This window comes from Vibrio salilacus (genome assembly GCF_002811245.1).
GTDB classification, from domain to species: domain Bacteria; phylum Pseudomonadota; class Gammaproteobacteria; order Enterobacterales; family Vibrionaceae; genus Vibrio; species Vibrio salilacus.
Genome location: NZ_NIVQ01000024.1, coordinates 1 through 12,709 on the forward strand (window position 1 = coordinate 1; position 12,709 = coordinate 12,709).

Annotated in this window: 13 protein-coding genes and 2 pseudogenes; 2 read left to right on the forward strand and 13 right to left on the reverse strand. The window is 46.5% G+C overall.

All coding sequences use genetic code 11. The features are described 5' to 3' along the window. Nucleotides 1-43 precede the first annotated feature (43 nt). Nucleotides 44-296 (reverse strand): annotated as a pseudogene (locus CDZ87_RS13895) (hypothetical protein). A 66-nt stretch (nt 297-362) separates the two neighbouring features. Beyond that, the gene (gene hemB / locus CDZ87_RS13900; RefSeq protein ID WP_038175625.1) at nt 363-1,412 is read right to left on the reverse strand and encodes a porphobilinogen synthase; all 1,050 of its coding nucleotides are present in this window, start codon (nt 1,410-1,412) and stop codon (nt 363-365) included. 149 nt (nt 1,413-1,561) lie between these two features. Here hemB and CDZ87_RS13905 point away from each other — a divergent pair, with 149 nt between their 5' ends. Continuing rightward, nucleotides 1,562-2,323, forward strand: coding sequence for a TatD family hydrolase (locus CDZ87_RS13905; protein ID WP_100754085.1), 762 nt, complete (start codon nt 1,562-1,564; stop codon nt 2,321-2,323). Between the two features lie 63 nt (nt 2,324-2,386). On the opposite strand, the gene tatC is transcribed toward CDZ87_RS13905, so the two are convergent. The 7 genes from tatC to rmuC all read right to left on the reverse strand — a co-directional run bounded on the left by tatC (nt 2,387) and on the right by rmuC (nt 8,573). Next, nucleotides 2,387-3,133 carry a twin-arginine translocase subunit TatC gene (gene tatC / locus CDZ87_RS13910; RefSeq protein WP_100754086.1) on the reverse strand — a complete coding sequence of 249 codons (747 nt, stop codon included), beginning with the start codon at nt 3,131-3,133 and terminating at the stop codon, nt 2,387-2,389. 63 nt (nt 3,134-3,196) lie between these two features. Further along, nucleotides 3,197-3,628, reverse strand: coding sequence for a Sec-independent protein translocase protein TatB (gene tatB, locus CDZ87_RS13915; protein WP_100754087.1), 432 nt, complete (start codon nt 3,626-3,628; stop codon nt 3,197-3,199). 3 nt (nt 3,629-3,631) lie between these two features. Next, nucleotides 3,632-3,886 carry a Sec-independent protein translocase subunit TatA gene (gene tatA, locus CDZ87_RS13920; RefSeq protein WP_100754088.1) on the reverse strand — a complete coding sequence of 85 codons (255 nt, stop codon included), beginning with the start codon at nt 3,884-3,886 and terminating at the stop codon, nt 3,632-3,634. Nucleotides 3,887-3,936: 50 nt separating this feature from the next. After that, nucleotides 3,937-5,571 carry a ubiquinone biosynthesis regulatory protein kinase UbiB gene (gene ubiB, locus CDZ87_RS13925; RefSeq protein WP_100754089.1) on the reverse strand — a complete coding sequence of 545 codons (1,635 nt, stop codon included), beginning with the start codon at nt 5,569-5,571 and terminating at the stop codon, nt 3,937-3,939. Next, on the reverse strand, nt 5,568-6,173 hold the full coding sequence (locus CDZ87_RS13930) for a ubiquinone biosynthesis accessory factor UbiJ (RefSeq protein WP_100754090.1): 606 nt from the start codon (nt 6,171-6,173) through the stop codon (nt 5,568-5,570). The genes ubiB and CDZ87_RS13930 overlap by 4 nt, the downstream gene beginning before the upstream one ends. 11 nt (nt 6,174-6,184) lie before the next feature. Further along, entirely contained in the window at nt 6,185-6,967 is a 783-nt protein-coding gene (gene ubiE / locus CDZ87_RS13935) for a bifunctional demethylmenaquinone methyltransferase/2-methoxy-6-polyprenyl-1,4-benzoquinol methylase UbiE (RefSeq protein ID WP_100754091.1), read from the reverse strand. 55 nt (nt 6,968-7,022) lie between these two features. Further along, a complete protein-coding gene (gene rmuC, locus CDZ87_RS13940; RefSeq protein WP_100754092.1) occupies nt 7,023-8,573 on the reverse strand; it encodes a DNA recombination protein RmuC in 1,551 nt (516 codons plus the stop codon). A gap of 166 nt (nt 8,574-8,739) precedes the next feature. Here rmuC and CDZ87_RS13945 point away from each other — a divergent pair, with 166 nt between their 5' ends. Beyond that, nucleotides 8,740-9,645 carry a DMT family transporter gene (locus CDZ87_RS13945; RefSeq protein WP_100754093.1) on the forward strand — a complete coding sequence of 302 codons (906 nt, stop codon included), beginning with the start codon at nt 8,740-8,742 and terminating at the stop codon, nt 9,643-9,645. A 25-nt stretch (nt 9,646-9,670) separates the two neighbouring features. Here the strand turns inward: CDZ87_RS13945 and CDZ87_RS13950 are convergent, their stop codons facing one another. From CDZ87_RS13950 to CDZ87_RS13965, 4 genes and pseudogenes are all read right to left on the reverse strand, one after another. Then, nucleotides 9,671-10,495, reverse strand: a complete 825-nt coding sequence (locus tag CDZ87_RS13950) for an HDOD domain-containing protein (protein WP_100754094.1) — start codon at nt 10,493-10,495, stop codon at nt 9,671-9,673. A 283-nt stretch (nt 10,496-10,778) separates the two neighbouring features. After that, nucleotides 10,779-11,063, reverse strand: a pseudogene (locus tag CDZ87_RS13955) (UTRA domain-containing protein); the annotation flags it as partial. Between the two features lie 21 nt (nt 11,064-11,084). Beyond that, the gene (locus CDZ87_RS13960; protein ID WP_100754095.1) at nt 11,085-11,837 is read right to left on the reverse strand and encodes a DeoR/GlpR family DNA-binding transcription regulator; all 753 of its coding nucleotides are present in this window, start codon (nt 11,835-11,837) and stop codon (nt 11,085-11,087) included. Then, a complete protein-coding gene (locus tag CDZ87_RS13965) occupies nt 11,830-12,582 on the reverse strand; it encodes a glycerophosphoryl diester phosphodiesterase (protein WP_100754096.1) in 753 nt (250 codons plus the stop codon). Before CDZ87_RS13965 ends, CDZ87_RS13960 begins: the two co-directional genes overlap by 8 nt. Nucleotides 12,583-12,709 lie beyond the last annotated feature (127 nt).

The following is a 12,709-nucleotide window of genomic DNA, read 5'->3' on the forward strand; positions in this document are numbered from 1 at the left end:
TATAGTACCTCCGAATAGAGGTACCATTAGATCAGAAATTTAATTAAATTGGTATAAAATGAATTCGGCTGTCACTCAAAGGCTGCTTATATTCAAAATGTTCAATCAAATAACCGTTGCGCAGCAGCAGTCTCAACATTGCTGGAAACGGATTGCTCGGCAACTTGAATCAAATGGCGTTTTTGTTGCAATCGTATCGATAGCGTTTCAATGGTCTCTTTACGTCGAAATTCATCGATCTGTTCGACAACTTGCACACACTCAGACAGAGTGCCTTGGCGGTAGATTATGCTCATGCCTACTCCTAAAACGAATAAAGGCTGACAATCGTCAGCCTTTAGTATGTCGGTTAACTCGCGATGTTAGTCGTGATCGACTTGCAAAAACGTGGCGGCTTGCGCGTTCTCTTGTGCTAGCCACTCAGCGACATCTTTCGCAAAGTAGGTCAAAATACCGTCGGCACCAGCGCGCTTAAAGCACAATAGTGATTCCATTACAGTATCACGCTCGCTAAGCCAGCCATTAGCAAAGGCCGCTTTATGCATCGCATACTCACCAGATACTTGGTAAGCAAACGTCGGCACTTCGAGCTCAGACTTCACTCGGCGCACAACATCTAAATACGGCATGCCCGGCTTAACCATCACCATATCTGCACCTTCGTTGATGTCCATCGCGACTTCATGAATTGCTTCATCACTATTAGCAGGATCCATCTGGTAATTTTTTTTGTTGCCACCTTTAAGGTTACTGGCACTGCCGACCGCATCACGGAAAGGACCGTAGTAGCATGACGCGTATTTCGCTGAGTAAGCCATGATCTGAGTATTAATATGACCAGCATTCTCTAGTGCTTGACGAATCGCACCGATACGACCGTCCATCATATCTGATGGAGCAACCACATCAGCACCCGCTTCAGCATGAGACAGCGCCTGTTTAACCAATACCTTGGTGGTTTCGTCGTTCAACACGTAGCCGTCTTCATCAATGATGCCGTCTTGGCCATGCGTGGTGAACGGATCAAGCGCAACGTCAGTAATCACACCAATTTGTGGTACATGCTCTTTCAGAGAACGAACGGCGCGCTGAACTAAACCTTCTGGGTTATAGGCTTCAGCAGCGCATAAGCTTTTCGCATCTTGGTTTACGACAGGGAAGAGAGCAATGGCTGGTACACCCAGTTGCGCGAGATACTGCGCTTCTTCTAACATCAAGTCGATCGATAGACGCTCGATACCCGGCATTGATTCGATGCTTTCACGGCGATCCTTGCCCATCAAAATAAACATTGGGTAGATGAGATCATTAACAGACAATTGGTTCTCAGCCATCAAACGGCGGCTAAAGTCATGTTTACGCAAACGGCGCATACGACGGCCAGGAAACTGACCTTGAATCGATACTGACACTCTATTCTCCTTGTCTGGTGCAAGTGCTTTTGCCTGCATAATATCACTCCTTACAAGTGACGCTAGCGACAAAGCAGAAAAATGCAAAAAATGACCCAAAGCTCACACTGCCGTATACTAACGACCTCTCATCAACCAAGAGATTTACCATGATTGATAGCCATGCTCATATCTATGCCAGCGAATTTGATAATGACCGTGATGACGTTGTTGCTCGCGCATTAGCTCAAGGCATTGACAAAATTCTGCTGCCCAACATCGACTTAGAGTCAATTGAGCCCATGCTAGCCACGGAGGCCAAGTACCCAACTATCTGTCGTTCGATGATGGGTCTGCACCCTTGCTATGTTGATGGCAACGTTAAGCAAACCTTGGACATCATTCACTCATGGTTTGATAAACACAACTTTATTGCTGTGGGTGAGATCGGTATCGATTTGTATTGGGACAAAACCTATAAAGCTGAGCAAGAGATGGCATTTATTACTCAGCTAAACTGGGCAAAAGAAAAGATGCTTCCAGTCGTCATCCACACTCGCGATTCGATTGAGGAAACACTTACCTTACTGCGTAAAGAACAAGATGGCTCACTTTCAGGCGTGTTTCACTGCTTTGGCGGCAGCGTTGAGGAAGCGAAAGCGATCAATGATCTCGGGTTTCACTTAGGGCTTGGTGGCGTATCCACGTTTAAAAACGGCGGAATGGACAAGGTGATCCCTCATCTAGACATGAACTACGTGATTTTAGAAACAGATTGCCCTTACTTGGCTCCAGTTCCACACCGAGGTAAGCGTAATGAGCCCGCTTACACTCATTTGGTGGCTGAGCGTGTGGCAACTCTGCGTGATATCAGCCTGCCAAAGGTAGATAGAATCACAACCGAAAACGCCAAGCTGTTATTTAAACTATAAGCTTAAATGACCAAAAAAAGGCCTGCCCACTGGCAAGCCTTTTTACACTATCTATCACATTAATTACGTTTCTTCTTGTTCATCCGTGTCTTTGCGCACATAAAAACGGGCAAAGAACAAGCCGACTTCGAATAGTAAACACATCGGAATCGCCAGTAAGGTCTGCGAAATCATATCGGGCGGAGTCAGCATCATGCCGACGACAAACGCGGCCACCACAATATACGGGCGCTTCTCACTTAAGCTTTGCGGATCAGTCGCACCTGTCCAACACAATAAGATGATCGCGACTGGCACTTCAAACGCAATCCCGAACGCCAAGAACAGCGCTAGAACAAAGTCAAGATAACTTGAGATATCAGTGGCAAACTCGACCCCGCCAAGTGAAATTGCCGTGAAGAAGCCAAACACTAATGGGAATACGACAAAATACGCAAACGCCACACCGCAGTAAAAGAGCAGTGAACTCGAGAACAACAGTGGCATGACTAAACGACGTTCATGTTTGTATAAACCGGGTGCAACAAAAGCCCACACTTGATACAAGATAAACGGCACCGCAACAAAAATAGACGCGATCAGCGTCAATTTTAACGGCGTAAAGAAAGGCGATGCGACATCGGTGGCGATCATTGTCGCCCCCTCAGGTAGCCTGTCGACTAAAGGCGCCGAAACAAATTCATAAATGTCATTGGCAAAATAGATCAGCCCCAAGAACACCACTAACACCGCGACAATAGCACGCAGTAAGCGATTTCTTAGCTCAAGTAAATGACTGATCAAAGGTTGTGTCTGCTCAACAGAAGACATGAAAACCTCTACGGTAAAAAATCGAAAAGGAGCGACTGGTTAGCCGCTTCTCCTAATGCGAGACTATTCGGCTTTTTTATCTGCCTGTGACAACGGCTGAACATCAAGTTGTTCAGTCGGTTGCTTGGAGTCATCAGCACTGTCAGCGCTATCTGCTAGCTCGCTGTCAGTCTCAACACGCGTATTGGTTGAGGCGCTTTTGCTCGCATACGGGCGTTGAACGTCTTGCGCTGCTTGTTTGAGCTGTTCGACGGAAGATTTCAGTTCAGGTGATAAATCTTCCATGCCCATTTTCTCAGCTTTACGCAAGTTGTCTTGTAGCTCTTGAACTTTCAACTCATGTGACAGTTCGTCTTTCACGCTATTGGCCATGTTTTTCGCCGCACCAATAAACTTGGAAACGCTGCGAATGGCATGAGGTAAACGCTCAGGACCAAGCACGACAAGCCCAACGACAGATATTAATACCAGTTCCCAAAAACCGATATCAAACACCGGTTATGCCTGCTCTTTGTCTTTCTTAGTGTCAGCAGTCGACTCGGCTTTCTGCTGCCCGACACTCTTTTGCTGATCGAGATCTTTTTGCTCGAAGTCAGCGTCTTTTTTAGCCGCGTCATCTTCGCTCATGGCTTTCTTAAAACCTTTGACGGCACCACCAAGATCGCCACCAATACCACGCAGTTTTTTAGTACCAAAAAGAAGCACGACAATCACAGCAATAATCAAAAGTTGCCAAATACTAATACCACCCATTCTTTTTACCTCGGGTCTTATTAAACAAATTCATTTCAAGAGTTTAACGCCTATTGACGGTAAGCTCGCCAACTAAGCAACCAAAATGTGACTCCAGCAAAAGCACTGGCCAAGGAAAGTTGCTCATAGGGACTGTTAACCAATATTGCCGAGCATACGACTAATGTGGCTCCAACACCAAATAAAAATTTTCCGGTCGCCTGTTGTCGCTTTGTTGAGCGATAACCTTGGTAAAGCTGATCAATGCGTTGATTCATCATTTTGCCTTGGCGCAAGCTATCATACAGTAGCTCTGGTAGCTCTGGCAGTTTCTCTGCCCAAAATGGCGCGCGGTCTTTCACCGCGTTGATCACCGCTTTAGGACCAACCTGATTCATCATCCACTCTTCCAAGAAAGGCTTCGCGGTTTCCCATAAATCAAGTTGTGGGTAAAGCTGGCGACCTAAACCTTCAACATAAAGTAAGGTTTTTTGCAGCAACACCAATTGCGGCTGCACTTCCATATTAAAGCGACGCGCGGTGTTAAATAGATTCAACAACACATGGCCAAACGAAATTTCGCACAGGGGTTTAGCGAAAATAGGCTCACACACGATGCGAATCGCAAACTCAAACTCATCGACATTGGTTTCACGTGGAACCCAGCCGGACTCTACATGCAACTCAGCGACGCGGCGGTAATCGCGATTAAAGAAGGCTAAGAAGTTTTCCGCTAAATAGCGCTTATCTTCACGGTTTAACGTCCCAACGATACCGCAGTCCAGACCAATCCAACGTGGATTTTGAGGGTGCCTCGGCTCAACAAAAACATTCCCCGGATGCATGTCAGCATGAAAGAAGCTATCACGAAAGACTTGGGTGAAAAACACGCTCACGCCACGTTCCGCAAGTAATTTCATGTTGGTACCGTTAGCGATCAGTCCTTCGATGTCAGACACCTGAATGCCATATATTCGCTCAGAAACCATGACATTGGTATTACTAAAGTCAGTAATAATCTCTGGAACATACAGTTCTTCACTGCCTTCAAAGTTGCGTCTAAGTTGAATCGCGTTGGCCGCTTCTCGTCTTAAATCAAGTTCATCGAGCAAGGTTTTCTCGTACTCATGAACCACTTCAACTGGTTTTAAACGGCGTGTTTCTGGCGTGGCTTTGGCGACTATACGCGCCATGCGATACATCAGTTTGAGATCCGCATCAATGACAGGACGAATATCCGGCCTGATGACCTTTAATACCACTTCTTGGTTAGTCGACTTCAGCCTGGCAGTATGGACCTGAGCGATGGATGCTGACGCAAGTGGCTCGATAGCAAAATCATCGAACCAGGTTTCCAGTGGGCCACCAAGCGCTTGCTCAATTTGTTGTTTGGCCAACTGACCATCAAAGGGTGAAACCTGGTCTTGCAATAAAGCCAGTGGATCCGCGATGTGCGGCGGGAACAGATCGCGCCTTGTCGACATCATCTGACCAAATTTAATCCACACAGGCCCTAGCTCTTGCAACGCAAGACGTAAGCGTTCACCAAGCGGCTTGTCAGCATGCTTATTTTTAATCCAGAACAGGCTTTTTCTGACTAATATTGGCGCTTTGGTCAGTTGATGGGTCGGTAACAACTCATCCAAACCATACTCTAATTGGACGCGAACAATATGATAGAGGCGACGCAACTCGGAAAGGGTCATGCACGCTCCAGTAGTTGATTGAGCTTAGCTTCAATACGCGCCGCCTGGCTTTTAACCTCATCCACTTGATCGCAAAAATGCGCGACCTCAAGCGGGGGCGGAGCGATTCTCCACTCTTCGGTAAAGACTTGGGCCAGATGATGCTGATGCTTGCTGGCCTGCGCTTTAATCAAATGACCAAGGTTAGTCACCCCTTGCACAACCGTATGAGCCACCACATCGCCAGTCACTCTTGATAGCCACTCTTCGATATCAGGCTTACAGTCCGTCATCAACTGCGAGAACTTCTGCGCCAACTGAATATCCCCTTCCAACACCAACTTATCTTGTTTGATCAATTTAGTGATATTGGATTGATCGCGCAGTTCAGGTAAGACAGAGAGGTTGAGTGACAGGTAACAATCGGGCTGACCTTCATAGTTGGCTAACACATCAATCTGCTGACTAAAGATGAAGGTCAGCGTTCTATCCACTTCTTTGAGATGAACTTGAATCACCTGACCTTTTAGACGAGCAAGACGAGGCCCCAACTCAGGGTCATCGTTAATTAATGTATTCAGCGTAGTTTCAATCACAGCAGTGACAAGCGGTTCAAATGGCATAACACCTTACCTTAGAATTTGTAACCACGGTGCAGCGCAACAATGCCACCAGTTAAGTTGTAGTAGCTGGTTTGCTCAAAGCCGGCTTGATCCATCATGCCTTTCAAGGTGTCTTGGTTAGGGTGCATGCGAATAGATTCGGCTAAATAGCGGTAACTTTCACCATCGTTGGCCACCAGCTCACCCATTTTAGGCAGGAGATGGAACGAGTAAGTATCGTAGATTTTTGACAGCGGCTTTAGGACTGGTTTGGAAAACTCCAACACCAATAAACGCCCGCCGGGCTTAAGTACTCGATACATCGAGCGCAACGCTTTATCTTTATCGGTCACGTTACGTAGACAGAAGCTGATCGTGATCGCATCAAAATAGTCATCAGGGAACGGCAGCTCTTCGGCATTCGCTTGAACGTAGTGAACATTACCAACAATACCGCTATCACGTAGCTTGTCACGACCAACATTGAGCATCGAATTGTTAATATCCGCCAACACGACATGACCTTCCTCACCGACGATGCGTGAGAATTTAGCCGTTAGATCGCCAGTACCACCACCGAGGTCTAACACTCGCTGACCAGGACGAACACCACTGCAGTCGATGGTAAAACGCTTCCATAGCCGATGAATACCACCCGACATCAAATCGTTCATGATGTCGTATTTGGCTGCCACAGAGTGGAATACCTGAGCGACCTTAGCCACTTTCTCTTCTTTCGCTACGGTGGTGAAACCAAAATGCGTGGTTTCATTTGATTCTAAAGCTGTATTCGATTGCACGCTTGTATCCGTCATGATGATTCCTCTTCAAGCAGTGCGTTGTATTATGAAGGCCTCGCACTGCGGGCAATTAGTTTACTTTATCCTCATCCGGATGTCTTTGGGCGAAAGAGTCATTTTTCTCTGGCAACGACTTTTCTGTGAAATGGTCCTGCTGAGCCAACTGAGTCAAATCACTTGAAATCGGTTTTTTGACCTCAACTCCCAGCTGTTTAAAACTTTCCGCTTGGCGAATCACATTACCCCGCCCCGTGGCTAGCTTGTTCATTGCCCCTTGGTAATTTTGATTCGCTCTGTCGAGTGCTCCACCTAAGCTTTCCATATCATCGACAAATAACCGCAGTTTGTCATACAGCTTGCTGGCACGTTCAGCGATGATTTTTGCATTTTGATTTTGTCGATCGTTACGCCACAAATTATCAATAGTTCGTAGTGCCACCAGCAAGGTGGTCGGGCTGACTAAAATAATATTTTGCTCCATCGCATCTTTAACTAAGCTTGGATCTGCTTGAATCGCGACTTGAAAGGCGGGTTCGACCGGAATAAACATCAAGACATAATCTAAGCTCTGAATACCTTTGAGCTGATGATAATCCTTTTGAGATAATCCTTTGATATGAGCACGAAGCGCAAGTAAGTGATCACTTAGCGCCTTGTCTCGCTCAACATCGGTTTCGGCATTAAAGTAGCGTTCAAAAGCGACCAAGGCCATTTTCGAATCAATCACCACTTGCTTCTCTTGCGGTAAATGCACAATCACATCTGGTTGATACCGCTTTCCCGCTTCATTTTGCAAACTCACTTGGGTTTGATATTCATGTCCTTCGCGCAGCCCCGATTCGGCCAGTACACGTGCGAGCACAACCTCGCCCCAATTACCCTGCTGTTTGTTATCGCCTTTCAAGGCTTGGGTTAAGTTAAGCGCTTCTTTGGCCATCTGCTCATTGAGGCGTTGCAGGTTTTTCAGCTCATGAACTAAGGTGTGGCGCTCTTTCGCTTCTTGATTAAAACTGTCGTTGACCTGCTTTTTGAAACCTTCGAGCTGCTGACGCAATGGCGATAACAGACCATCGAGACTCTGGCGGTTCTGTTGATCCACTTTAGCGGTTTTCGCTTCAAACAGTTGATTGGCCAGTTGTTCAAATTGCTGTTTCAATCGCTCTTCCGCCTGCTCAAGTAACTGGAGTTTTTCTTGATTAGCGCTGTTTTTCTGCTCGTGACGCGCCTCTTGCTCACGCAGTTGCGCCTCGAGCTGAGACTTTTGTTCACGCACCTGATTGAGATCATCAGCATACTGTTGGCGCTCTTGCTTGACCGCTTCAAAGTAACGCAGCTTCTCTAAGACCGCCATCAACTTGCCATGGGATTGTTTGAGCTCGTAGGCGGCTTTATCTCGTTCACTATCTAATTGATCGAGCTCTTGCTGTGCTTGACGTAGCTCTTTTTCCAACTGCGTAATTTGGCTAGTGGCGAACTGCTGATTGGAGGAGAGTTGTTGCTCCAGAAGCTGATTATCAAAACGCATTTTCTGTTTGACCCACCAGCCAACGGCCAAACCGCTAACCAATGCACTGGCTACCCCGCTAGTGAGTAGGCTTTGATGCTCAAGAATCCATTGCATAATAATGATTTAACTATTCAAACGAAGATACATTCAATGGTATTTTAGCACTGGATAAATGTCCAGTTTGTCGGCTAGATATCAAGCAGCTAGACTAGTCGCTTTATACTAGCCCACTCAACTGACTACGTATTTGGTAAAGTTAGCAATAAACATAAGGAACATCATGAACGAGCGCCGCGCTTTAGGGTTCGCTTTATCGGCCGTATTACTCTGGTCAACGGTAGCCACTGCCTTCAAACTGACATTGGCAGAATTCTCGCCGATTCAAATGCTGACGGTCGCGAGTATAGTGTCGTCGATCGCGCTACTGGTCATTTGTGCCATCCAAGGCAAGCTGAAACAACTGCCCACTACGTTTATGTCTAATCCGTTTTACTACCTATTACTTGGCCTTATTAACCCACTCGCCTATTACGTTATTCTATTTAAAGCTTACGACCTGTTGCCTGCCTCTCAGGCCCAAGCCATCAACTACAGTTGGGCCATTACGCTGACCCTAATGGCAGCGGTGTTTCTCGGTCAGAAGATTCGTAAACAAGATTGGCTTGCCTGCACATTGAGTTACTTTGGCGTGATTGTCATTGCCACCAAAGGCGATGTGCTGGGGTTAAACTTTGACAGCCCACCCGGGGTCGGTTTAGCGCTATTGTCGACGCTACTTTGGGCCGGGTATTGGATTCTTAATGCTAAAAACAAAGCGGATCCTGTGGTTGGTGTGTTACTCGGCTTTTTGGTTGCTGTCCCTTGCGCGCTCGGCTTGGCACTCTATGAAGGTAATAGCTTTAACCACATCAGTACTCAAGGCTGGCTCGCCGTGACTTATGTGGGACTATTTGAAATGGGAGTGACGTTTGTGCTATGGCTCAGCGCTTTGAAGCTGACGCAAAATACCGCACGCATCAGCAACCTGATCTTTGCCTCGCCTTTTATCTCGCTGATGCTACTTGCCACCATTATCGGTGAGCATATCCACCCAACCACACTCATCGGTTTGTTGCTAATCGTGACCGGATTAGTGATCCAACAGGTCAAGTTCAAGGAAAAAGATCTCAGCAAGCAGTCGGCATAACATATTGTTAACCGGTGAGATTGGCCTAGAACAGTTGACGGGCTAATTCACTGCCTTGGCCTCGCACCGCATCCACTTTACTCGCTAATTCAGGTGACACGTGTAAGGCTTGCGCCGCTTTGCTGCTAGCCAGATAACGCTGTTTATCTCGCGCTTCAAATAGGTTGTCCCAACAGTAATGAGCATCACGTGCAAGATAGAGTAAACACGCTAAACGCTTCGACGCTATCGCTTTGCTCGGGTGATTAACATTGGCAATCGCATCGACCAGTTGATTCGGAAATTTCCAGCTTTCCGCTAGCACAGCACCAAGCTCTTGTGCATCAACACCCAAAAGTTCTTGTTGCACCTGAACGGCATTTTCTCCTGCGGCGGTACGCCGGTTGATCTCCACAGCTTTTTCAGGCTCTAAAGTGTGAATCATCAACTCACCAATATTGTGTAAGATACCGGTAGTAAACGCCTCGTTTGGGTCAAGTTTAATGTCTTTCGCCACGGTGCTCGCAATGGTGGCAATCTCAAACGTCGCGGCCCAGTAATCTTTAATATTGATGGTGTCAATCTTGGGAAAACTCGACGCAAGAATCGATGAAGAGATAAGGTTACGAATGGCACCAATACCGATCCGGACGATGGCATCATTAATGTTAGAAATACCCTTAACACCACCAAACTGGGCTGAGTTGGCCATTCTTAGCACACGTGCCAGTAACACCTGATCCATCGCCATTTTATGCGCCAATTCGCTAAAGTCGATGGGGTCACGATTGACCATCTCCAATAGATCTTGCAGGACGCTTTCGATACGCGGTAGCTCATTAATCCGAGAGATCAGTGCTTGTTGACTCATAGAGTTCACTCCTTCGATGCCCCTCACCTTTTTATAAAGTAAGTGTAGTCGTAATGAGTAAACTATTATTTAAAACCGAGGGAAAATTTCAAATGCGAACCAAACTCATCCAAGCTCTGTCGCGGCATTGGGTTGCCCACGAGTAAACAACACACCCAAGCGGGAATGCCACTAATGAACAGCAATCGCCAACCCATTGATTTCAATGTTCCTGTCTGAATAAAATAAAGGCTCCGAGATAGAGCTTTACTTAGATTTAGATTTAGATGATGAGAAAACCGACTTAACGATTGAGTTCTGCACAAGATTCAATGCTAATGACATCGTGTCGCCAGTACTCGATATCGCAATCTATCAACTCATTGTGTTGGTTGTAGTTGATACGCTCCACCACCATTGCGGGCGTTCCTGCTGTCGCCCGCAGTGAATGTGATAAATGGTGGCCTAGTAGATTCGGGAACAACTCTGGGCGAATGTAGTGTGTTACGTACACCACAGGCTTACCTTCAAGGTATCGTACACGGTCGACTCGATAAACATCCGAGAAAGGCTGTAAGTCGAGCAAGCGCAACTTGTAACAAATAAAAGTTTAGTTACTGAAAACGCGATCGAAATAACTGAGTGGCGCCACCTTAGTGTTAGCTCTTCGCTGCCATTTACTCTTGTTCGCCACCAGCCACTTTTGTTCGGAGTTGGCTAAAATTGCTTGGCTCACCTTGGCTTCTCGCCACTCATGTTCCATCGCAAACGACTGAATATCAACCTCAGTGCTACCAAAATTGACGAGCTCTGAATGAGGTTGCGCTATTTCGGTGATACCTGCACAACCAATAATACCAATGTCTGCGGAAAACTGGCCGTAAAACCGCTCTGCAGAACCATCCACCACGTCGCGATCGTTAGTACGAATACGACCACCCAGAATCCAAGTTTCGATGTTCTCAACGTGAGAAAGAATATGCGCCGCTTCAAAGTTATTGGTCACTACACGTAACTCGCTGTGATTGGCTAGACGTTCAGCGACTAAAGCAATCGTGGTACCTATGCCCAAAAACAAAGTCGTGCCGTTGGGGATAGCTTTGGCCACGTCATCGGCGATGAGCTGCTTTTCCTGTTGATTGGTGACTTGGCGAGAGGCGTAGCTGCGATTGCTCAAAGTGGCAGGCAGACCGACACCACCATGATGGCGTCGGGTCAGTCCAAGTCGACAAAGTTCATTGATGTCACGACGAATGGTTTGCGTTGTGACTTCGAAACGTTGGGCAAGTTCTTCTATCGAGCAGTATTCTTGCTGATGAACCAGTTCAATGATGCTTTGTTGACGGACGTTTAAATTATTCATTCAGTGCGGGTTCTCGTATGGCTGAAGGCACTTTTACTTTATAACGTTGAGGCATGTCTGTAATTATCATATCTACGCCCCAATGCCAATGTGCTTCGACTAATTGAGGAAAGTTTGGTGTAAAGCAGAATAGTTGATAACCAAACTGCTTTATCTTCTGAGCTTGCGATTCTGTCAGGAAGCGGTAATCACAATGCACACTGTATGCAACAATGCGTTGTAGCACGAGAGCTGAATCATCTGGAATCTCTTGCCATAGCTGTCCTCTTCTCACTTCTGGCAGGTTATTTCTCATCGCCATTAAAGCTTCTGTGTTAAAGCTAGAGAATAGAATCGTATCCGCCTCTACCCCCAAGCGCTCAATCACTTGTGCAACCTTTTCGCACAATAGGTCGATTTCGTCACCGGAGTAGACCTTCAGTTCAATATTGAGCTTCACACCAGCTCTTGTAGTGAGCTCAAGTGTCTCTTCTAAGCTAGGGATATGTTCGCCTGCGAAGTCGTCACCGAACCATAAGCCTGCGTCGAGTAATCTCAGCTCGTGCCAAGTCAGCTCTTTCACTTCGCCTCGACCATTCGTGCAGCGGTTTACGGTTTTGTCATGGATGACAACAGGGATGTTGTCCGCACTAAGCTGAACGTCGATTTCAATCCATTCACAACCAAACTCAATCGCGCGTTGTATTGCCGATAAGGTATTTTCTGGAGCCAAACTGGATAAGCCACGGTGTGCTGTTATTTCCATTTTTTATTCCGCCTTTTTCCTTTTTCAAATGAACTATCTCAACTCTCAATGACGCTTTGATTACAAAACAGTGACGTAAACAATGTTCAAATAAGTTCATTTTTTTGTAACCAGAACGTCATTTAGC

Excerpts from the sequence above, each read along its gene's own strand:
- CDZ87_RS13905 (WP_100754085.1), top strand. The coding sequence starts at position 1,562 with ATGATTGATAGCCATGCTCATATCTATGCCAGCGAATTTGATAATGAC.
- tatC (WP_100754086.1), bottom strand. The coding sequence starts at position 3,133 with ATGTCTTCTGTTGAGCAGACACAACCTTTGATCAGTCATTTACTTGAG.
- tatA (WP_100754088.1), bottom strand. The coding sequence starts at position 3,886 with ATGGGTGGTATTAGTATTTGGCAACTTTTGATTATTGCTGTGATTGTC.
- ubiB (WP_100754089.1), bottom strand. The coding sequence starts at position 5,571 with ATGACCCTTTCCGAGTTGCGTCGCCTCTATCATATTGTTCGCGTCCAA.
- CDZ87_RS13930 (WP_100754090.1), bottom strand. The coding sequence starts at position 6,173 with ATGCCATTTGAACCGCTTGTCACTGCTGTGATTGAAACTACGCTGAAT.
- ubiE (WP_100754091.1), bottom strand. The coding sequence starts at position 6,967 with ATGACGGATACAAGCGTGCAATCGAATACAGCTTTAGAATCAAATGAA.
- rmuC (WP_100754092.1), bottom strand. The coding sequence starts at position 8,573 with ATGCAATGGATTCTTGAGCATCAAAGCCTACTCACTAGCGGGGTAGCC.
- CDZ87_RS13945 (WP_100754093.1), top strand. The coding sequence starts at position 8,740 with ATGAACGAGCGCCGCGCTTTAGGGTTCGCTTTATCGGCCGTATTACTC.
- CDZ87_RS13950 (WP_100754094.1), bottom strand. The coding sequence starts at position 10,495 with ATGAGTCAACAAGCACTGATCTCTCGGATTAATGAGCTACCGCGTATC.
- CDZ87_RS13960 (WP_100754095.1), bottom strand. The coding sequence starts at position 11,837 with ATGAATAATTTAAACGTCCGTCAACAAAGCATCATTGAACTGGTTCAT.
- CDZ87_RS13965 (WP_100754096.1), bottom strand. The coding sequence starts at position 12,582 with ATGGAAATAACAGCACACCGTGGCTTATCCAGTTTGGCTCCAGAAAAT.